We start from the raw sequence: 18716 nt of genomic DNA on the forward strand, positions 1-18716 counted from the left end.
AGCCTTCGCGTGGCCGCAGTGAGGAGCCGATGAACACTTCCTTTCCCATCCTGCAATCAATGCCTTCCGCCCCGGCCTTTGAAGCCGCACGCGAGCTCGAAGCCCGCCTGCGCGCCGTCGTGCGTGGCGGCGTGCGCTTCGATGCGACCGCGCGGGCGCTCTACGCCACTGACTCCTCCAACTATCGCCAGGTGCCCATCGGTGTCGTCACGCCCAAAGACGAAGAGGATGTGATCGCAGCCGTCGCCGCCTGCCGTTCGCTGGGCGCGCCGGTGCTGGCGCGCGGCGGCGGCACCAGCCTCGCGGGCCAGACCTGCAACACCGCGGTGGTCTTCGATTTCTCGCAGTTCATGCGGAACATCCGCACGCTCGACCCCTCCCGTCGCCGTGCCGTCGTGGAACCGGGCATCGTGCTCGACCGCGTGCGCGAAGCCGCCGAGCAGCATGGGCTCACCTTTGCGCCCGACCCGGCCACGCACAGCCGCTGCACTCTGGGCGGCATGATCGGCAACAACTCCTGCGGCACGCATGCGCTCATGGGCGGCAAGACGGTCGACAATATCCGCTCGCTCGACGTTCTACTTTATGACGGCACGCGCCTGACTGTGGGCCAAACTACAGAGGACGAGTACGCCGCCATCCTCGCGCGCGGCGGCCGCGCCGCCGATTTGTATCGCGGACTGCGACAGATTCGCGACCGCTACCAGGACGAGATTCGGCGGCGTTTTCCACGCATTCCACGCCGCGTCTCCGGCTACAACCTCGACGAGCTGCTGCCTGAGAACGGCTTCCATGTGGCGCGTGCGCTGGTGGGCAGCGAGGGCACGCTGGTCACCGTGCTGCGCGCGGAGCTTGACCTGGTGCACAGCCCGGCCTGCCGCCGTCTGGTGGTACTGGGCTTTTCCGATGCATTTGTGGCTGCCGATGCCGTGCCCGCCATTCTGGAACACCACCCCATCGGCCTTGAAGGATTTGATGACACCCTGCTCGACGGCATGCGCCGCAAGCAGCTCGCCGAGGCCGAGCGCAGCATGCTGCCCGAGGGCAGCGCCTTTCTGCTGGTGGAGTTTGGCGCTGACAGCGACGCCGATGCCGACCACAAGGCGGAGGACTTTCTCCACGCCGCAAAGCAACTCCCGCATGCCCAGGGAGCCGCAAAGTTCTCCGGCGAGGATGCCGCGGGAATCTGGCGCGTGCGCGAGTCCGCGCTCGGCGCCACGGTCTTCATCCCCGGCAAGCCACACCAGTGGGAAGGCTGGGAAGACGCCGCCGTTCCGCCCGAGCGGCTGGGCGAATACCTGCGCAAGCTCTTTGCCCTGATGCGCCACTATGACTATCACAGCCCCGTCTACGGCCACTTCGGGCAGGGCTGCGTACACATGCGCATGAACTTTGACTTCGAGAGCGAAGCAGGCGTTCGCAACTATCGTGCATTCATCGATCAGGCGGCCGATCTGGTGGTAGCGATGGGCGGCTCGCTCTCGGGCGAGCACGGCGATGGGCAGGCGCGCTCCTCGCTGCTGCCCAAAATGTTCGGCGCAGAAATCATGCAGGCCTTTCGTGAGTTCAAGCAGCTCTGGGACCCCGGCAATCGTATGAATCCGGGCAAGCTGATCTCAGCCGAAGGCGAAATCTATACCCCCACCGACAATCTGCGTGTGGGGCCCGGCTACGAGGCCGCCACGCCTCAGACCTACTTTGCGTTGGAACGCGATCATGGATCTCTGGGCGAGGCCACGCTGCGCTGCGTGGGCGTGGGCGCCTGCCGCAAGGCTGATCACGGCACCATGTGCCCAAGCTACATGGCCACGCAAGAGGAGCAGCACTCCACGCGCGGCCGCGCCCATCTGCTGTGGGAGATGCTGCAGGGCGACGTGTTGCCGAAGTCCTGGCACAACGAGGGCGTCAAAGAGGCGCTCGATCTTTGCCTCTCCTGCAAGGCCTGCAAGAGCGAGTGCCCGGTCAGCGTGGACATGGCCACGTGGAAGGCGGAGTTCCTCGCGCACTACTACGAGCATCAGCCGCGCGAGCTGCGCCAGTACCTCTTCGGCTTCATGGATCGTTGGGCGCAGCTTGCCTCCGTAGTGCCGGGCATTTCGCAGCGCGCCGCCAATCTTCCGTTGAAGACGCCGCTGGTCTCCGGCGCCATCAAACGGCTGACCGGCGTGGCCGCGCAGCGGAATCTGCCGCAATTTGCCCCGCGCACTTTTCAGCAGCAATGGCACCGCGCGCAACGCCCGGGGCAGCAGCTTTCCAATGCCGTCCTGCTGTGGCCCGATACCTGGAACAACTACTATCACCCGCAATCGCTCAACTCAGCCGCGCAGGTGCTTGAGGTTGCCGGATACGCCGCCGAGGTTCCGCGCCGGCACGTCTGCTGCGGCCGCCCGCTCTACGACTTTGGATTTCTGGATGCGGCGCGCGAATACCTGCGCCGCATTCTGCATCAGTTCTCGCGCTCGATCGACGCCGGGCAGCCCATCATCTTTCTTGAGCCAAGCTGCGCCAGCGTCTTTCGCAATGAGCTGCTCGAGTTTTTCCCCCGCGACGACCGCGCAAAAAAGTTGAGCGAACAGGCCCTGCTGCTGAGTGAATTCCTCTCGCGCTATGCCGCAAGTTTTCAGCCAGCTTCCCATGCGGGGGAGCGCATCGTGCTGCACGGCCACTGCCATCACAAAGCCGTCTTCAGCATGGAGGACGAACTCACATGGCTGCGGCGCACCGGAGCGGAGGTGCAGTTGCTCGATGCCGGTTGCTGCGGCATGGCCGGCCCCTTTGGATTTGAGCGCGAGAAGTATTCCGTCTCACAAGCCATTGGCGAGCGCGTGCTGCTACCGGCTGTGCGCGCGGCAGGCCCAGCTGACCTGCTCATCACCGATGGCTTCAGTTGCCGCGAGCAGATCGCGCAAAACACGGCACGGCGCGCCATGCACTTTGCCGAGGCCATCTGCCCGCGCAAAGCAGATTAATAATCGCCGGTGACAATATTCTCAAGCGGCTCGCCCGCCTGCATACGGCGAATCTGCTGCCCGGCAAGCTGTATGGCGCGCGCCATGAACTGAGGGCTGCTGCCGCCCACATGCGGCGTGAGAATGAGATTGGGCGCGGACCAGAGCGGGTGTCCGTCCGGCAGCGGCTCAGGATCGGTAACATCAATCGCGGCGCGAATGTGGCCCGTTTCGAGCGCGGCAATCAGCGCGTCTGTATCCACCACGGGGCCGCGAGCCGCGTTGACCAGCAGCGCGCCCTGCTTCATCGCCGCCAGTTGCGGCGCTCCGATCAGGCCGCGGGTCTCTTCGGTCAGCGGCACAATCAGCACGATCACATCCGCCTGCGGCAACAGCGCGGGTAGCTGATCGATAGACGCAACGCCCTCGCGCGCGGTGCGCGCAATGCGGTCCACCTGCACGCCAAAGGGCTGCATGAGCTGCTCAATCTTGCTGCCGATAGATCCATAGCCCACAATCAGCACGCGCTTGCCATGCAGGTCCTCAAGCATCACCGGCGGATAGTAGCTGCGGTCATCTCCATGAACGCGGGCAAAGTGCGCGGTGGCTTCGCTGCGGCGCTTCCACTCGGCGGCGCGCTGCACCTGGCCATAGAGAGGCAAATACTTCAGCGACGCCAGCGTGGCCGTCACGGCCCATTCTGCAGTGGAGATATCATGCACTCCACGCGCATCGCACACCGTGACCTCGCGCGGCACCAGCCGCAGCAGCCAGTCCACCCCCGCGAGCACAGACTGCGCTACGCGCACGCCGCGCAACTGCTGCCACATGGCTTCGGCCGGCTTGGGATAAGGAGGAACGATCCAGAAATCGATATCGACCGGATGCTGCATCTCCGCCGGCAGCACTTCGATGTGCACATCCTGCGGCAGGTGCGCATGCAGCGCTCGATCAATCATTTCAGGCACGCCGACTTTGAGCATCAATCTCCGTCCTCCATTTGGTTGGATAGAACTTTCCACACGAACAGGCAGACACACAGCCCGCTACTTCAGAAATGCACGCAGCGCATCGAGCCCGGCATGAATCGCCTGCTCCGGCACAGCATAGCCAAAGCGCACGCTGCCCTCGCCCTGCGCGCCAAACACGACGCCCGGGATGGTCGCGACGTGGGCCTTCTCCAGCAGCAGGTTCGCGGCCTTGCGGCTATCTTTGCTGATCTTCGCCACGCTGGGGAAGGCATAGAACGCGCCCTCCGGAACCGGGCACGTCAGCCCGAGTTCGTTGAGGCCGGCCACGAGCAGGTCGCGGCGCTTGCGATACTCCGCGCGGCGCGCATCCAGCTCGGTCTGGGGTGTTTTCAGCGCCTCAAGCGCGGCATATTGCGTGGGCGTTGAGACGCCGTTGGTGGAGTAGAGGACCATCTTCCGCAGGCCCGTCATGAAGGGCTCTTTGGCCACGGCATAACCCACGCGCCAGCCTGTCATGCCATAGCTTTTTGAGAGCGTGTAGCAGGTGATGGTGCGCTGCGCCATGCCGGGCAGCGAAGCGATGGAGACATGATCGCCGTCATACACCAGGTCTTCATAAGCCTCATCGGCAAACACAATCAGGTCACGCTCCATGGCAAAGGCCGCCACCTCTTCGGCCTCTTTGCGCGAAAATACCGTGCCGGAAGGATTCTGCGGCGTGTTGTAGTAAATGGCGCGCGTCTGCGGCGTCGAGAGCCGCTCCAGCATCTGCGTAATGCCGCTCTGCCGCGCACTCGCCGTGGACACCAGGAGCGGACGCGCCTCAGCGCCGGTGATCATGTCGCGAATCGGCGTCCAGTACGGCGAGAAGAGCAGCACATCGTCTCCCGGATCAAGCACCGTCTGGAAAGCGGCATAGAGCGCATGCGCGCCGCCCACCGTCACGATCACGTCTTCCACCTGCACGTCCATGTGATTTTTGGTGCGCAGCTTCTCCGCGATGATCTCGCGCAGCGGAGCAATGCCCGAGGACGGAGCATATCGCGTCTGGTTCTCGGCCAGTGCGCGCGTCATCGCCTGCTTGATGGGCTCGGGCGTATCAAAAAAAGGCTCGCCGCCATGAAAGGCATGCACGGGAACACCGGCAGCGCGCAGTTCGAGAACCTTGTTGCGAATCTGCACAATGTCAGAAAATCCGACTTCATCAAGCCGCTTCGCCGTGCGGAACGCGCCATTGCCTGCCATGGATGATCTCCCGGTCTGAAGATTGCGCACGCGGCTCTTGAGGCTGCTGGCAAAGCAGAACGCGGCCGCGCGACCTATTAGGTTAACCGATGCCGCGGAAATGCCGGTAAACCCAGCATTTCACGCGGGCAACAGGCCGGAATAGACGGCCATTCCAGCCACGGCATCCACGCCGATGGCGTCGAGTGCGTCAATCTCCGCCTGCTCGCGAATGCCGCCCGCCACGATCAGCTCGCGCTCCGTGGCTTTGCGCAGCGCCTCGGCCACAGCAAACGGAAAGCCTGTCAGGGTGCCCTCGGTATCCACATGCGTGTAGAGAAAGCTGCCGCAGTGTGGCTCCAACTGGCGCAGCGCTTCGAGCGGCGTCACCGAGGTCTGCTCTTTCCAGCCGCGAATCGCCACCTGGCCGCCTTTGGTGTCGATGCTGGCGACGAAATGCTTCGGACCGATAGTCTGCGCGATAGCCGCGGCGGTCTCTACCGCGACGGGCTGCTCGGCATCCGCGCGAAAGAGCACCGAGCCAAAGATGACGCGGCGCGCGCCCAGATCGAGCAGCGCCTGTGCCTGCTCGGGCGTGCGCACTCCGCCGCCAATCTGGCAGGGAAGGCGGCGCGTAATCTTCTCGATCAGCGCGCGGTTGTCGCCCTGGCGCATGGCCGCATCCAGATCGATCAGCTGCACCAGCGGGTACGCGGAGAAGCGGTCAATCCAATACTCAAAATCATCAAAGGCGAGCTTCAGCTTCTCGCCCTGCACCAGTTGGACGATGCGGCCGCCCATCAGGTCAATCGAAGGAATCAGCATGGGAGCCTCATGGGAATGGATTGCGCTGCCAGCTCAGCCTTGAGCGAGCGGGCATCCGCGACACCAAAGTGAAAAATGCTCGCGGCTAATGCCGCGTCTGCCTTGCCACGCAAAAATACATCGGCAAAGTGCTGCGGCGTGCCCGCGCCGCCCGAGGCAATGACCGGAATCTGCACGGCGCTGCTGACTGCAGCGGTAAGCTCGCAGTCAAACCCGTCGCGCGTGCCGTCGGCGTCCATTGAGGTGAGCAGAATTTCACCCGCGCCGCGTTGTTCCGCCTCGCGTGCCCAGGCCACCGCGTCGCGGCCCGTGGGCTTGCGGCCTCCGCTCGCGAACACCTCTGCGCCGGTGGCGTTCCGCCGCGCGTCGATGGCTACCACGACGGCCTGCGCGCCAAACTTTGACCCAATCTCCTCAATCAGCTCCGGCCGTGTGAGCGCCGCCGAGTTGATGCTGATCTTGTCTGCGCCCGCGTCAAATACTGCGGCGGCGTCATCGGCGGTGCGAATGCCCCCGCCCACGGTGAAGGGAATGAAGAGCCGTTGCGCGGTCTTGCGCACAGTTTCAAGCAGCGTGCCACGGCCTTCATGCGTAGCCGTAATATCGAGCAGCACAATTTCATCCGCCCCCGAGGCCGCGTGGCGCGCGGCGAGTTCGGCTGGGTCGCCGGCGTCCATCAAATCCAGGAATTGTACGCCTTTGACCACGCGGCCATTCGTGACATCGAGACAGGCGATGATGCGGCGCGTCAGCATGCGAGCCTCACAAAGTTCTCCAGAATGCGCAGCCCCGCCTCGCCGGATTTTTCCGGGTGAAACTGAACGCCCATGATGTTGTCCCGCTCCACCGCAGCCGAAAAGGCCTGGCCATATTCTGTAACCGCCGCAGTGCCGTTTACCACCGGAGCGCAATACGAATGCGTGAAATAGACATAGGACTGTTGCGAAAGCCCGGCGAGCAGGCGCGAGCCCTCGCGAATCTCCAGCGAATTCCAGCCGACATGCGGCACCTTGAGTTCCTGAGTAGCGAAGCGCGCGCACTGGCCGCCGAATGCGCCGAACCCCTGTACCGCGGGGGCCTCGGTGCTGCCCTCAAAGAGCCACTGCATGCCCACGCAGATGCCCAGAAAAGGCGCGCCCGCATCGACGCGCTCGCGCACGGCGGCAGTCAGGCCGTGCTCCTCAAGAAAGCGCGTGGCGGAAAAGTGGCCCACGCCGGGCAGAATCAGCTTCTGCGCGCGCGCCACCACCGCGGGATCGTCCGTCAGCACCGGTTCGGCCCCGGCCGCGCGCAGCGTTTTGAGCACCGAGGTCAGGTTGCCCGCCTTGTAATCAATGACGGCAATCACAGCAGGCCTTTCGTGCTGGGTAGCATCTCCTTGAGTTGCTCATCGCGCGAGCAGGCAAAGCGCAGCGCGCGGGCAAAAGCCTTGAAGAGCGCTTCCACCTTGTGATGATTCGAGCGGCCATAGACCGTCTTCAGATGCACATTGGCGCGCGCGCCGCGAGCAAAGCCCTCAAAGAAATCTTCAACCAGCTCTGATTGCAGGTCGCCCACCAGGCGCGTCTTGACCTTGGTTTTCACCACAGACGACGTGCGCCCGCTCAAGTCGACGGCCGCGAGGCCCAGCGTTTCGTCCATCGTCATCAGGAAGTAGCCCGCGCGCAAAATGCCGCGCTTGTCGCCCAGCGCCTTGTCAAAAGCCTCGCCCAGCGCGATGCCCACATCTTCCACCGTGTGGTGTTGATCGACATCGAGATCGCCCTTGCACGCAAGGTCAAGATCAAATGCGCCGTGCCGTGTAAAGAGTTCGAGCATGTGATCAAAAAAGCGAATGCCCGTGGAGATGTTGTACTGCCCGCTGCCTTCGATGGTGAGCCGCAGGCTGATCTGCGTTTCGGCCGTCTTGCGGTCGAGCGACGCCGTGCGCTTCGCACCGGCCGTGACGGGCGTCTTCTTCGTAGCTTTCTTCATGCTTTCCCTTTCCATCCAATCTCAGCCAGCGACTCTTCGAGCGCCAGAATGCCGGCATCGGTCTGCTCACGCGGGCCAATCGTGATGCGCACACACCCTTCGCATCCGGGGTCGCTGGAGCGGTCGCGCACCAGCACATCGCGGTCGCGCATGGCCTGTACAAAATGACGGTGCTGCGCGCCAATGCGCACCAGTACAAAATTCGCAGCCGAGGGCCAGCGATGCACCGCGAGGCGGTCCAGCGCGGCCTCCATCAGAAGGCGCGCCGCCTTTACCTCGCCCACATACCAGTCCAGATACTGCTGATCTTCGAGCGCCGGCGGCAGGCAGGCCAGCGCCAGCGCATTCACGCTATAGGGCGAGATGACACGCCGCATCCACTGCATCTGCTCTTTGGCGGCGGCCAGCATGCCCAGCCGCAGGCCCGCGAGTCCATAGGCCTTTGAGAAAGTGCGCGCCACAATCAGGTTCGGAATCTGCCCGACGAGATCCATCACGCTCTCGCCAAAGAAGTGGAAGTATGCCTCATCCACCAGTACGGCGGCGTGGGGAGCAGCGGTCAGCACTTGCAGAATCTGCTCGCGCGTCACGGTCTGCCCGGTCGGACTGTTGGGGTTGGCAATCGCAATGAGGCGCGTCTGCGGCGTGATCGCCGCCAGCAATTCCTCCAGCGGAAACGCGAAGCTGTGCCCGGCAACTACGCGGTCGATGCGCGCCTCCGCACCCGAGCCATACACCTCATACATCGAATACGTCGGCACAGGCAGCAGCAGCGCATCGCCGGGGTTGAGATAGGTCTGGCACAGCACGTGAATCGCTTCATCCACGCCATTGGTCAGCAGCACCTGGTCAGGATGGAGCCCGTGATGCCGCGCCACCATCGCTTCGATCGGTCCGCGTTCGGGATAACGCGTGAGGTCCGCACCGGTGATCGCCGCCAGCGCTTCGCGCACGCGCGGCGAGCAGGCCAGCGTGTTCTCGTTGAAGTCGAGGCGCAGCCCGCTGCGATCCCCGAGCGGTGGATGATACTCCTTCATGCGCAGTACGCCCGCGCGCGGTTCCAGACGGCTCATGCGCGCCTCCTGACGGGTTTCGCACTCTGCAGGCGAACGCGCACCGCATCGGCGTGTCCCACTAATCCCTCGGCTTCAGCCAGCGCAACCGCCGAGGGGCCGAGCTGCCGCACACCCGTAGCCGAGTACTCCTGCACGGTGACCAGTTTGAGATAATCCATCACGCTCAGGCCGCCGCGCAGCCGTGCCAGCCCGCTGGTGGGCAGCGTGTGATTGGGGCCGGAGACATAATCGCCCAGCGGCTGCGACGACCAGCGGCCCACAAACACCGAGCCGGCGTTGCGCACCCATGCAAGATCGGCAGAGCTATCCACGGTGAGGTGCTCGGCCGCGAGCTGATTGGTGAGCATGCGCGCTTCCTCAACATCTCTGGTGAGGATGACGGCTCCGTTCGCCGCGATCGATTGCTTTGCAATCGCATTGCTCTGCGCGCGCAGCTTCGTTTTCGCAGCGACTGCGCGGCCCAGTGCGGCATTGCTGGTCACCAGAATGGCGATGGCGTCCGGATCATGCTCCGCCTGCGCAACGAGATCGGCAGCGATGCCCTCGACCGTTCCGTTCTCACTGGCGATCACAATTTCCGTGGGGCCGGCCAGCATGTCAATACCGCAATCAAAGCTCACTGCCTTCTTGGCAGCGGTGACGTAGGCATTGCCCGGGCCCACAATCTTGCCGACACGCTCGATGCTCGCGGTTCCATAGGCCAGCGCGGCGACGGCCTGCGCTCCGCCAATGCGATAAAACTCGGCTACGCCGAGCATGTGCGCGGCGGCGAGCGTTTCCTTTGCCGGGCGCGGAGACACCGCCACAATGCGCCGCACGCCCGCCACCTGCGCGGGAATCGCGGTCATTAACAGCGTGGAAGGCAGCGGATAACGCCCACTCGGCACATAGCAACCCACGGCCTCAAGCGGAATCACCTTCTGCCCTGCCGTGACGCCGGGGGCCATCTGCAAGGTGAAGTCTCGCGGGCGCTGCTTTTGCGCGAAGCGGCGAATATTTTTTGCCGCCTGCTTCAGCGCTGCCTTCAGTTCGGCAGTAGTCGCCTTCCAGGCGGCTTCCATCTCCTCGGCCGGAATGCGCAGGGGCTCGCTCGCGGCGATGCCGTCGAACTTGGCGCGATAGCGCAGCAAGGCAGCGTCTCCACCACGCCGCACGCCCTGCACAATGCGTTGCGCGGCCGGCAGCGCGCGCTCATAGCTCGCTTCGCTGCCGGTCAGCAGGCGGCTCAGAAAATCCTGCGCCGCCTGCGCGCCTCTTCCACGGGTGCTGAGCACGCGCATGTCTAGAGCACCACCTTGTTCAACGGATACTCGACAATGCCCGTCGCATTCGCGGCCTTGAGCCGGGGCACTACATCGCGCACCACGCTCTCTTCCAGAATCGTGTTGACGGCGACCCATTCCGAGTTGCTCAGTTCTGAGATTGTGGGCGAGTTGAGCGCGGGCAGCACTGAGAGAATCTGCTGCAGGTTCTTCTTCTCCACGTTGAGCATCAGGCCCACCTGGCCTTGCGCCGCGATAGCTCCGCGCAGCATCAGCGCCAGGCATTCGAGCTTCTCGCGTTTCCACGCGTCGTTGTAGGCGTTGCGGTTCGCGATGAGGTGCGTCTCGCTCTCCATCACCGTGTCGATAATGCGCAGGCGGTTGGCGCGCAGTGAGCTGCCAGTCTCAGTCACTTCGACAATGGCATCGGCCAGCATGGGCGGCTTCACTTCCGTGGCGCCCCAGCTGAACTCCACCTGCACCGGAACATTGCGCTCGGCAAAGTAGCGCTTCGTAACTTCGACCAGTTCGGTGGCGATAATCTTGCCGCCCAGGTCTTCGGCTTTTTCAAACTTTGAGTCTTCGGGCACGGCCAGCACCCAGCGAACCTTCTGGCGGCTCTGCTTGGCATAGACCAGGCTGGTGACGCTCTCCACTGCGAGGCCGCTTTCCACTACCCAGTCAATGCCCGTGAGTCCGGCATCGAGCACGCCGTGGTTCACGTAGCGCGCCATCTCCTGCGCGCGAATCAGCATGCACTCAATCTCAGTGTCATCGATGCTTGGGAAGTAGGAGCGGCCATTGGCGTAGATGTGCCATCCGGCACGTTCAAACAGGGCGATGGTGGCATCCTGCAGGCTGCCTTTGGGAATTCCGAGACGCAGTTTGTTGGCCATTAGCGCACCTCCTGCACGGCAGAGGCGAGCGCCAGCGGACGCGTGAAGCAGCTCACCGTGCCTTCGTGGCACACAAGGCCGTCGCCTTCCACTTCCACGCGGAAGAGCAGCGTGTCCTGGTCGCAATCGGTGGCTGCGTCGATCACGCGCAGGCGGTTGCCGCTGGTTTCGCCCTTCATCCAGAGCTTCTGGCGAGTGCGGCTCCAGAAGGTGACAAAGCCGCTCTCCATCGTCTTGCGATAGCTCTCGTCATTCAAAAAACCTACCATGAGCACCTGTCCGGTTTTGGCGTCCTGCACAATGCCGGGAATCAGGCCCTCCATCTTCGCGAAATCCAGCTTCGTCTCTGTCATCACTCTTCTTCCTTTTTATCGTTTGCGGTTACAGTTCCTGGCAATGAAAAAGCCCGCCGGCGTGGTCGCCGGCGGGCTATTCCTGAGAATCCTGAGGTCTGGTACTTAGCAGTCGCTTCCAGACAGGTCCGCCGGCACACTCGTCGCTTGATGATGATGGTGGCGATGATGGTGGCGGAAGCTCATCCTGAGTAAGACCCTACTGGGGATGCCGGCGGCTGTCAACCAGTCTTTGTCTTTCCCTACTCCGGCAGCGCTTCCGTAGCGGGAAAGTAAAGCAGCACCTGCGTTCCCTTGCCTTGCTCGGTCAGGATCTCGACGCCGCCACTGTGCAGGCGCATGATGCCATAAACCGAAGACAACCCCAGCCCATGCCCCTGAGGTTTCGTGGAGAAGTATGGCTCCATGGCATGCTGCCGTGCTTCTTCACTCATGCCCGCGCCCGTGTCTTCGACTGACAGCACAACGTAGCTGCCCTCTGCCAGATCAAGCCTCGGGCAGCCTTGCGGCAACCGCTTGATTGCCGTCCGCAGAGTGCAGGTCCCGCCGTGCGTCATGGCTTCCATCGCGTTGATCACCAGGTTCAGCAGCACCTCGCGGAACTGGTTCCTGTCGGCCATGGCCCAGCAGTCCGGCGTCAGATCGAGCCGCAGCATCATGTCGCCGCCCAAAGCCGCCTGCAGAATGTCCTGCTCGGCGTGCACCAGCTCGGCCAGATCGCATGCCTCCATGCGGCCGGGACGCCGATGCCCGAAGTGCAGAAGCTGCTGGGCCAGCAGCGAAGCCTCGGCCACCGTATTTGCGATTAGTTCCGCCTGCTGCGCCGCCTCAGGAGGCGCCATTTCACACAGGTGCGAGGCGGCAAGCTGGATGATCGTGAGCAGATTGTTGAAGTTGTGCGCGATCGCTCCAGATACCCTCGCCATGTTTTCAAGGCTTGTCAGATAGCTGCTGTCGCGCACCAGATCAAGATTGGGTCGCTGGTCGCGAATCAGAGAGAAGCGCGCCCGCTGGTCCTTCCAGGCCAAAGCAAAAGAGATCACCTCGACCGGGAATATCTCACCCGACGACGTGACGTGTTCGCTGAGCAGATTTCCCGCGTGCGCGGCCTGCCCGGAACCGGTCAACTGAGCCAGCGTAGGCCGCACTCTGGCGGACACAATATCGTTTGCGCGCAGCGTGGCAAAATCTTCCAGCCGGTAGCCATAACGGCGCGCGGCTGCGGCATTGGCTTCCAGAATCGCCCCGGTTTCCGGGTTCCAGACAAAAATCGGCCACGGAGCCTCCACCAGCAAGGCGCGGCAATCCTTCTCTGGCCAGCCAGACGCCAACATTGAGGACTCCCCGGTCAATCCATCTCCTGTCGCCTAGCACCACTTCGAACGTTTGAACCCTGTGGCCAGAGGCATGTGCGACTGCTCAGAGTACCAAGAGCAGATGAACTTATGTCCACAAGAGAACGAGCGGTCTTTACTTGTCCCCAATAAGATACGTTTCAGATGCATCCAGAGTTCCAGAATGGTGTCAGGCTCGACTTGGGAGGGTTCGCCTCCAGGTCCGGCTCCACATGCGTTCGTTCCCGCGCCTGTGATTCAATACAGGCTGTGAATCAGCCTTTTTCGATTGGTCCTGTTCCGGTGGGATCCGGGCAGCTTTTTCTTATTGCCGGCCCGTGTGTCATTGAGAGCGAAGCGCACGCGCGCAAGATGGCCGATGCCATTCAGCGCATCACCGCCGATCTCGGCGTGCCGTATATTTTCAAGGCCTCCTACGACAAGGCCAACCGCACCAGCGTCACCAGCTTTCGCGGTCCGGGACTGGTGGAAGGCACGCGCATCCTCAAGACCATTCAGCAGCAGCATGGCCTGCCGGTGCTCACCGACGTGCATGAGCCCGGCCACTGTGCCGTCGCGGCCGAGGGTGTCGATGTGCTTCAGATTCCCGCGTTCCTGTGCCGGCAGACCGATCTGCTGGTGGCCGCCGCCAACACCGGCAGAGCCGTCAATGTGAAGAAGGGCCAGTTCGTCGCGCCCTGGGACATGCAGCATGCCGTCGGCAAGCTCGAGTCCACCGGCAACCCGCGCTTCTTTTTGACCGAGCGCGGCGCAAGCTTCGGCTACAACAACCTCGTGGTGGACATGCGCTCACTCGGCATCATGCGCAAGATGGCCCCCGTGGTCTTTGACGGTACCCATTCGGTGCAGATTCCCTCGGGCAGCAATGGCGTCTCCGGCGGCCAGCCGGAGTTCATTCCGCTGCTGACCCGCGCCGCCGTCGCCGCCGGAGTCGATGGCCTGTTTCTCGAAGTGCATGACAATCCGGCCGAGGCCAAGTCTGACGGCGCCAATGCCCTGCATCTGGACCGGTTGCGCCCGCTGCTTGAAAATCTGCTGGCCATTCATGCCGCCGCGCACGGCTGAGGCCGGTGCCGGACTTTTGCCCGATGCCAGCAACCGTGTATCGTGAAGTTTCCAGGCTTTTTCTGTGAGGTGGAAGAGATTCGCGTGAGATTCCGTAGTCTGTCATCTGTTTTGTTCAGCGCCGTTCTGCTGGCTCTTTTCCTGCCTGGGGCGCATGCCCAGGTCACCGCCACGGCTGCAACGCCCGTCAATCCGGCGTATGCGCATCACTGGGACGTCTTCGTGGGCGGCCAGTATGCCCACTTCAACCCGGCCCGTGGATCGAACGTGCAAGCCATCAACATGGAAGGCTTCAACGCAACCGTGACCGACTGGGTGAAACCCGGCTTTGGCCTCGAAGCATCCTCGCGCACTGTTTTTGGCACCATCGTGCCGCCACTGAATCCCTATGGAATCAAGAACTACTCGGCCTCGCAGAGCCTCTTCCTTTTTGGCGTTGCCAGCCGTTTCTTTCGCACGCCGCGCTATGACTTCGGCATGCACTTTGACATCGGTGGAGCCTACGGCAACTTCGCCAAGAACTACCCGGCTAACGTACAGCCCGTTAATCTGGGGCTTATCAACAGCCAGCTCGCCTTTGCCGCAGCCGTGGGCGCATTCTCTGATTACAACGTGAGCCCGCACTGGGCGGTGCGCCTTTACACCGACTGGCAGCCTACTCGCTACAGCAAGACCTTTCAGAATGAATTTGCAGGCGCGCTGGGCGTCGTCTACAAGTTCGGCAAGTAATCGACTGCTTTTCTGAGCAGGTAAAAGGCCGTCAGCAATCGCTGGCGGCCTTTGTGCTTTTTGTGGGCTGACTTCTACTGCTTCGTCGGGCGAATGTGCAATTCGCGAAGCTGCGCGTCGCTGACCGGCGTGGGTGCATCGACCATCAGGTCGATAGCCTTGGCCGTCTTCGGGAAGGCGATCACTTCGCGCAGGCTTGAGGCTCCGGCAAGAATCATCACGATGCGGTCCAGACCCAGCGCGATGCCGCCATGCGGAGGCGTGCCGTACTGCAGCGCTTCCAGGAAGAAGCCAAAGCGCTCCTTTGCTTCGTCGTCCGACATGCCCAGCGCGCGGAAGATCTGCTGCTGCACATCCTGCCGGTGAATACGAATGGAGCCGGAGCCAAGCTCCGTGCCATTGAGCACCACGTCGTAGGCCAGCGCGCGTACGGCGGCCTGGTCAGACTCCAGGCGGCCGGCGATCAGGTCATCCTGATGCGGAGACGTGAACGGATGATGCGCAAAGGTCCACGTGTGGCTCTGCTCGTCCCACTCAAAGAACGGGAAGTCGGTCACCCACAGGAACTGATAGTCCGCGGCCGTACCCTTCTTCTCAAAGGCCTTGTGCTCGGCGGCGAAGCGCTTGCCCAGCTCCAGCCGTAACTGGCCCGCGCGCTTGTAGACCCACGAGGTATCGCGCGAAACCGCCGCCGCCCCAAGACGCGGCGAAATCACCACCAGGCGATGATCCGGCTCCACGCGCTCCAGCTTGCAGTGGGCCGCCGCGGCGGCATCGATGCGGTCAGCCAGCAGCGCAAATTGCGGGCTGGTCCTGAGGCGCTCGACGTCCAGATAGGCCAGCTCCGCGCCCACCTGCTCTTCCACCTCTTTGCCAAAGGCCTTCTTCTGCGTGTTGCTCATCGCCGACTTGTTCGGAATCACGATGGCCACGATGGGCATGCCCGGCTCAATCTTTAGCGACTGCAGCTCCTCGTCCGAGAAAACCGAGCGCACGTCGGTCATGGGAGGCAGGCGCAGATCGGGCTTGTCGATGCCATAAAGCTCGATGGCCTTGTCGTAGGTCATGCGCGGAAACGGCACCGTGATCTGCTGGCCCACGGCCTCGAAGGCCGCCGCCAGAAAGCCCTCGACCACCCCGAAGATCGTCTCCTGCTGCGGAAAGGTCATTTCGAGGTCGATCTGCGTGAACTCCGGCTGGCGGTCGGCGCGCAGGTCTTCGTCGCGGAAGCAGCGCGCGATCTGGAAGTAGCGATCCATGCCGGAGATCATGAGGATCTGCTTGAAGAGCTGCGGCGACTGCGGCAGCGCATAAAACTCGCCGGGATGTACGCGGCTCGGCACCAGGTAATCGCGCGCGCCCTCGGGCGTCGAGCGCGTCATAAAGGGCGTCTCGACCTCAAAGAAGCCCTGGCCTGAAAGATATTGCCGCACCGCGAGCGCCACCTTATGCCGCACCTCAAAGTTGTGTTGCATCTCGGGGCGGCGCAGATCGAGGTAGCGGTACTTGAGGCGCACTTCCTCATTGGCGATAGCCTCTTCGGCGGGCGAAAACGGCGGCACCTTCGAGTCATTGAGTATGAGCAGCTCGGTGGCCGCAATCTCGATTTCGCCGGTGGGCATCTTGGGATTGATGGCCTCCTGGCTGCGCGCGCGCACCTTGCCGGTGGCGCAGATGACGTACTCCGGACGCGCCTGCTCGGCCTTGGCGTGGGCCTCGGCGCTGAGGTCTTTGTCGAGCACCACCTGCGTGATGCCGTAGCGGTCGCGCAGGTCAAGGAAGATGAGGTTGCCGTGGTCGCGGCGGCGGTTGACCCAGCCCATAATGGTGATGGTTTCGCCGGCGTGCGCCGCGCGCAGTTCGCCACAGGTATGCGTGCGTTGTTTGGTGCCTAGAAAGTCCAGCAAAGTGATTCTTCCTGAAATGATCTTTCGAATCTTGTATCCGGGCATGGCCTAAGCCATACCGTTGGTGCAGCTCAAATGTTGAGGCTCCAGCCTCTGCAACCTTTGTATCGCAATCTGCCCCTGCGAATCTTTCCGGTCCTGTATTTGGGCATGGCTTCCGCTCGCAGTTTGTATCAGGGCATGGCTTTAGCCATGCCATTCTTGCCCCAGTTATTGCCGGGCTTTAGCCCCTGCCGCTTTTTGCATCGCCAGAGGACGGTAGCAAAATGGAAACGCCTCAGGAGAACTCACCAATCCTGCCTTCACTGGATTGTGGGCGATGTACTCCTGACAGTCGCCGCGATGCTCCGAATCCATCACGCGAACTTCTGAGAAGCCTCGTTGCCATACCTCTCCATCGTATCCAGTTTCTTTTTTCAGCCGATACGAAAACCCACCCTTGACCAACTGTACGGCCTTCTCAATCGTCATCTCGCTTCCTACCGTCATGAGTAGATGAAGATGATTGGGCATAACGACAAAATCGTGAACCTCAAACTTGCCAGCTCGCGCATACGAGCGGATGACGGCAATCAACAGCAGCGCGTTCCGCTCCGTCTGCAACAGAGCACGTCCCATGCTTGTCTTGGCTGTCACAAAGAAACACCGCGCGGAGCCGAGAGTCTTCATCGTTCTCGAATTCCGTGTGGGTACGGCCATGGCAGGCACTGAAGCCCGTCCTTTGATCTGCGTTTGGCGGCACGGCTAAAGCCGTGCCCTGATACATTCCTTATTCCGCCGTGGCTTTCTTCGTTGCCGCATTTGCCCCGGAATTCACCCCAAAGGATGACAAAGGTGTGCGTTTATGCGCCTAAAAAGTGCGCAATCTCGCCCCGCGCAACCTTCACCTGCTCGCCCGAGGCGAAGTCTTTTACGGTCAGCATACCCGAGGCCAGCTCGTCTTCTCCGAAGAGAATGATCTTGCGCGCCAGCTTGTTTCCCATTTCAAACGACTTCTTTAGCCGGAAGCTGCCGTCGCCCAGCTCAATCTTCAGCCCCGCGCCGCGCAGCTCATGCGCCAGCCGGAGCGCCGCCGCATTCATGCCCTCGCCCAGCGGAGCCACATAAGCATCTGCCAGCGTGGAAGCGGCCTCGCTCGCCTGCGCCTGCAGCGTCAGAATCAGCCGGTCCTCGCCCATCGCAAAGCCGATGCCCGGAGCCTTGGGGCCGCCGATGGCCTCGCTCAGGCCGTCATAGCGTCCACCGCCCAGCAGCGCATTCTGCGCGCCCAGGCCGCCGTGGCTGAACTCGAACGTCGTGCGCGTGTAGTAGTCCAGCCCGCGCACCAGGCGGGGATTCACCTCATACGCCACGCCGCACGCATCGAGCGCCGCGCAGACGGCGGCAAAGTGCGCCTTCGATTCCTCGTCGAGATAATCGGCAATCTTCGGCAGCGCATCGATGATGGGCTGGTCCTCGGGCACCTTGCAGTCGAGCACGCGCAGAGGATTAGTCTCCGCCCGCCGCTGGCAATCCACGCACATCTGCGGAGCCTTGTCCTGGAGCGCCTCGCGCAGCGCCGCCACATAGCGCGGCCGGTCGCTGGCCGAGCCCACGGAGTTGATCGACAGCTTCGCATCGCGAATGCCCAGCTCGTGCAGAAATGCCGCCAGCATCTCCAGCACCTCGGCATCGCGCAGCGGCGACTCGGAGCCGGCGCTGGCCGGGCCGATGACCTCCGCGCCAATCTGCCAGAACTGCCGGTAGCGGCCCTTTTGCGGACGCTCGCGGCGAAACTGCGGCCCGATGTAATAGAGCTTCTGCAGCATGCCGGTCTCGCCCAGCTTGTGCTCGATGTAGGCGCGCACCACTCCGGCCGTGTTCTCAGGGCGCAGCGTGAGCGACTGCGGCTTCTCTGACTGTGCGCGGGCGCGGTCCTCCCACGTGTACATCTCCTTCGAGACAATATCGGTCTCCTCGCCCACGCCACGGGCAAAGAGCGAGGTGTCTTCAAAAAGGGGCGTGCGAATCTCGCCGAAGTTATAGCGCGCAAAAACGCGCCGGGCGGTCGCCTCAACTTTGTTCCACAGTTCTGTTTCGGGGGGCAGCAGGTCGCGCGTGCCACGCACCGCTTTCAATGTGCTCATAAGCT

At 62.7% G+C, this 18716-nt stretch carries 17 protein-coding genes; 3 read left to right on the forward strand and 14 right to left on the reverse strand.

Annotated features, from left to right (window positions below; all coding sequences use genetic code 11):
* Window positions 1-29: 29 nt before the first annotated feature.
* Window positions 30-2969, forward strand: a complete 2940-nt coding sequence (locus tag ACP_RS11110) for an FAD-binding and (Fe-S)-binding domain-containing protein (protein WP_015897422.1) — start codon at window positions 30-32, stop codon at window positions 2967-2969.
* Here the strand turns inward: ACP_RS11110 and ACP_RS11115 are convergent.
* The 11 genes from ACP_RS11115 to ACP_RS11165 all read right to left on the reverse strand — a co-directional run bounded on the left by ACP_RS11115 (window position 2966) and on the right by ACP_RS11165 (window position 12863).
* A complete protein-coding gene (locus tag ACP_RS11115) occupies window positions 2966-3931 on the reverse strand; it encodes a 2-hydroxyacid dehydrogenase (protein ID WP_015897423.1) in 966 nt (321 codons plus the stop codon). The two genes, ACP_RS11110 and ACP_RS11115, sit on opposite strands and share 4 nt — an antisense overlap.
* Before the next feature lie 63 nt (window positions 3932-3994).
* On the reverse strand, window positions 3995-5164 hold the full coding sequence (locus ACP_RS11120) for a pyridoxal phosphate-dependent aminotransferase (RefSeq protein WP_015897424.1): 1170 nt from the start codon (window positions 5162-5164) through the stop codon (window positions 3995-3997).
* A gap of 120 nt (window positions 5165-5284) precedes the next feature.
* Entirely contained in the window at window positions 5285-5968 is a 684-nt protein-coding gene (locus tag ACP_RS11125) for a 1-(5-phosphoribosyl)-5-[(5-phosphoribosylamino)methylideneamino]imidazole-4-carboxamide isomerase (protein ID WP_015897425.1), read from the reverse strand.
* Window positions 5962-6723 carry an imidazole glycerol phosphate synthase subunit HisF gene (gene hisF, locus ACP_RS11130; RefSeq protein ID WP_015897426.1) on the reverse strand — a complete coding sequence of 254 codons (762 nt, stop codon included), beginning with the start codon at window positions 6721-6723 and terminating at the stop codon, window positions 5962-5964. The genes ACP_RS11125 and hisF overlap by 7 nt, the downstream gene beginning before the upstream one ends.
* On the reverse strand, window positions 6717-7316 hold the full coding sequence (hisH, locus tag ACP_RS11135) for an imidazole glycerol phosphate synthase subunit HisH (protein ID WP_015897427.1): 600 nt from the start codon (window positions 7314-7316) through the stop codon (window positions 6717-6719). The genes hisF and hisH overlap by 7 nt, the downstream gene beginning before the upstream one ends.
* A complete protein-coding gene (hisB, locus tag ACP_RS11140; RefSeq protein ID WP_052294788.1) occupies window positions 7313-7942 on the reverse strand; it encodes an imidazoleglycerol-phosphate dehydratase HisB in 630 nt (209 codons plus the stop codon). Before hisB ends, hisH begins: the two co-directional genes overlap by 4 nt.
* Complete coding sequence (gene hisC, locus ACP_RS11145; protein WP_015897429.1) at window positions 7939-9015, reverse strand: histidinol-phosphate transaminase; 1077 nt, start codon at window positions 9013-9015, stop codon at window positions 7939-7941. Before hisC ends, hisB begins: the two co-directional genes overlap by 4 nt.
* Window positions 9012-10298: a histidinol dehydrogenase gene (hisD, locus tag ACP_RS11150; RefSeq protein WP_015897430.1), complete on the reverse strand. Its 1287-nt coding sequence runs from the start codon at window positions 10296-10298 to the stop codon at window positions 9012-9014. The genes hisC and hisD overlap by 4 nt, the downstream gene beginning before the upstream one ends.
* A 2-nt stretch (window positions 10299-10300) precedes the next feature.
* Window positions 10301-11176: an ATP phosphoribosyltransferase gene (gene hisG / locus ACP_RS11155; RefSeq protein ID WP_015897431.1), complete on the reverse strand. Its 876-nt coding sequence runs from the start codon at window positions 11174-11176 to the stop codon at window positions 10301-10303.
* Window positions 11176-11529, reverse strand: a complete 354-nt coding sequence (gene hisI / locus ACP_RS11160) for a phosphoribosyl-AMP cyclohydrolase (protein ID WP_015897432.1) — start codon at window positions 11527-11529, stop codon at window positions 11176-11178. Before hisI ends, hisG begins: the two co-directional genes overlap by 1 nt.
* Before the next feature lie 242 nt (window positions 11530-11771).
* Window positions 11772-12863, reverse strand: coding sequence for a two-component system sensor histidine kinase NtrB (locus ACP_RS11165; protein ID WP_015897433.1), 1092 nt, complete (start codon window positions 12861-12863; stop codon window positions 11772-11774).
* 270 nt (window positions 12864-13133) lie between these two features.
* Between ACP_RS11165 and kdsA the strand changes: the two genes are divergently transcribed.
* A complete protein-coding gene (gene kdsA / locus ACP_RS11170; protein ID WP_041839511.1) occupies window positions 13134-13949 on the forward strand; it encodes a 3-deoxy-8-phosphooctulonate synthase in 816 nt (271 codons plus the stop codon).
* 84 nt (window positions 13950-14033) lie between these two features.
* Window positions 14034-14678, forward strand: a complete 645-nt coding sequence (locus ACP_RS11175; protein WP_015897435.1) for a hypothetical protein — start codon at window positions 14034-14036, stop codon at window positions 14676-14678.
* 74 nt (window positions 14679-14752) lie between these two features.
* Here the strand turns inward: ACP_RS11175 and aspS are convergent, their stop codons facing one another.
* The 3 genes from aspS to hisS form a co-directional block, all read right to left on the reverse strand.
* Window positions 14753-16585 (reverse strand): aspartate--tRNA ligase, encoded by a 1833-nt coding sequence (gene aspS / locus ACP_RS11180; protein WP_015897436.1) that lies wholly within the window; start codon window positions 16583-16585, stop codon window positions 14753-14755.
* Window positions 16586-16795: 210 nt separating this feature from the next.
* Complete coding sequence (locus ACP_RS11185) at window positions 16796-17254, reverse strand: REP-associated tyrosine transposase (RefSeq protein ID WP_169305967.1); 459 nt, start codon at window positions 17252-17254, stop codon at window positions 16796-16798.
* 173 nt (window positions 17255-17427) lie between these two features.
* Complete coding sequence (gene hisS / locus ACP_RS11190; RefSeq protein ID WP_015897438.1) at window positions 17428-18711, reverse strand: histidine--tRNA ligase; 1284 nt, start codon at window positions 18709-18711, stop codon at window positions 17428-17430.
* Between the last annotated feature and the right edge of the window lie 5 nt (window positions 18712-18716).

Source organism: Acidobacterium capsulatum ATCC 51196 (assembly GCF_000022565.1).
In the GTDB taxonomy this organism is placed as follows: Bacteria; Acidobacteriota; Terriglobia; order Terriglobales; family Acidobacteriaceae; genus Acidobacterium; species Acidobacterium capsulatum.

What these genes read in the sequence shown, in the direction of transcription:
- ACP_RS11185 (WP_169305967.1), bottom strand. Translation starts at nt 17,254, where the DNA reads ATGAAGACTCTCGGCTCCGCGCGGTGTTTCTTTGTGACAGCCAAGACA.
- hisC (WP_015897429.1), bottom strand. Translation starts at nt 9,015, where the DNA reads ATGAGCCGTCTGGAACCGCGCGCGGGCGTACTGCGCATGAAGGAGTAT.
- hisS (WP_015897438.1), bottom strand. Translation starts at nt 18,711, where the DNA reads ATGAGCACATTGAAAGCGGTGCGTGGCACGCGCGACCTGCTGCCCCCC.
- hisG (WP_015897431.1), bottom strand. Translation starts at nt 11,176, where the DNA reads ATGGCCAACAAACTGCGTCTCGGAATTCCCAAAGGCAGCCTGCAGGAT.
- ACP_RS11120 (WP_015897424.1), bottom strand. Translation starts at nt 5,164, where the DNA reads ATGGCAGGCAATGGCGCGTTCCGCACGGCGAAGCGGCTTGATGAAGTC.
- hisB (WP_052294788.1), bottom strand. Translation starts at nt 7,942, where the DNA reads ATGAAGAAAGCTACGAAGAAGACGCCCGTCACGGCCGGTGCGAAGCGC.
- ACP_RS11115 (WP_015897423.1), bottom strand. Translation starts at nt 3,931, where the DNA reads ATGCTCAAAGTCGGCGTGCCTGAAATGATTGATCGAGCGCTGCATGCG.
- ACP_RS11125 (WP_015897425.1), bottom strand. Translation starts at nt 5,968, where the DNA reads ATGCTGATTCCTTCGATTGACCTGATGGGCGGCCGCATCGTCCAACTG.
- ACP_RS11110 (WP_015897422.1), top strand. Translation starts at nt 30, where the DNA reads ATGAACACTTCCTTTCCCATCCTGCAATCAATGCCTTCCGCCCCGGCC.
- hisI (WP_015897432.1), bottom strand. Translation starts at nt 11,529, where the DNA reads ATGACAGAGACGAAGCTGGATTTCGCGAAGATGGAGGGCCTGATTCCC.
- hisD (WP_015897430.1), bottom strand. Translation starts at nt 10,298, where the DNA reads ATGCGCGTGCTCAGCACCCGTGGAAGAGGCGCGCAGGCGGCGCAGGAT.
- ACP_RS11165 (WP_015897433.1), bottom strand. Translation starts at nt 12,863, where the DNA reads ATGTTGGCGTCTGGCTGGCCAGAGAAGGATTGCCGCGCCTTGCTGGTG.
- hisF (WP_015897426.1), bottom strand. Translation starts at nt 6,723, where the DNA reads ATGCTGACGCGCCGCATCATCGCCTGTCTCGATGTCACGAATGGCCGC.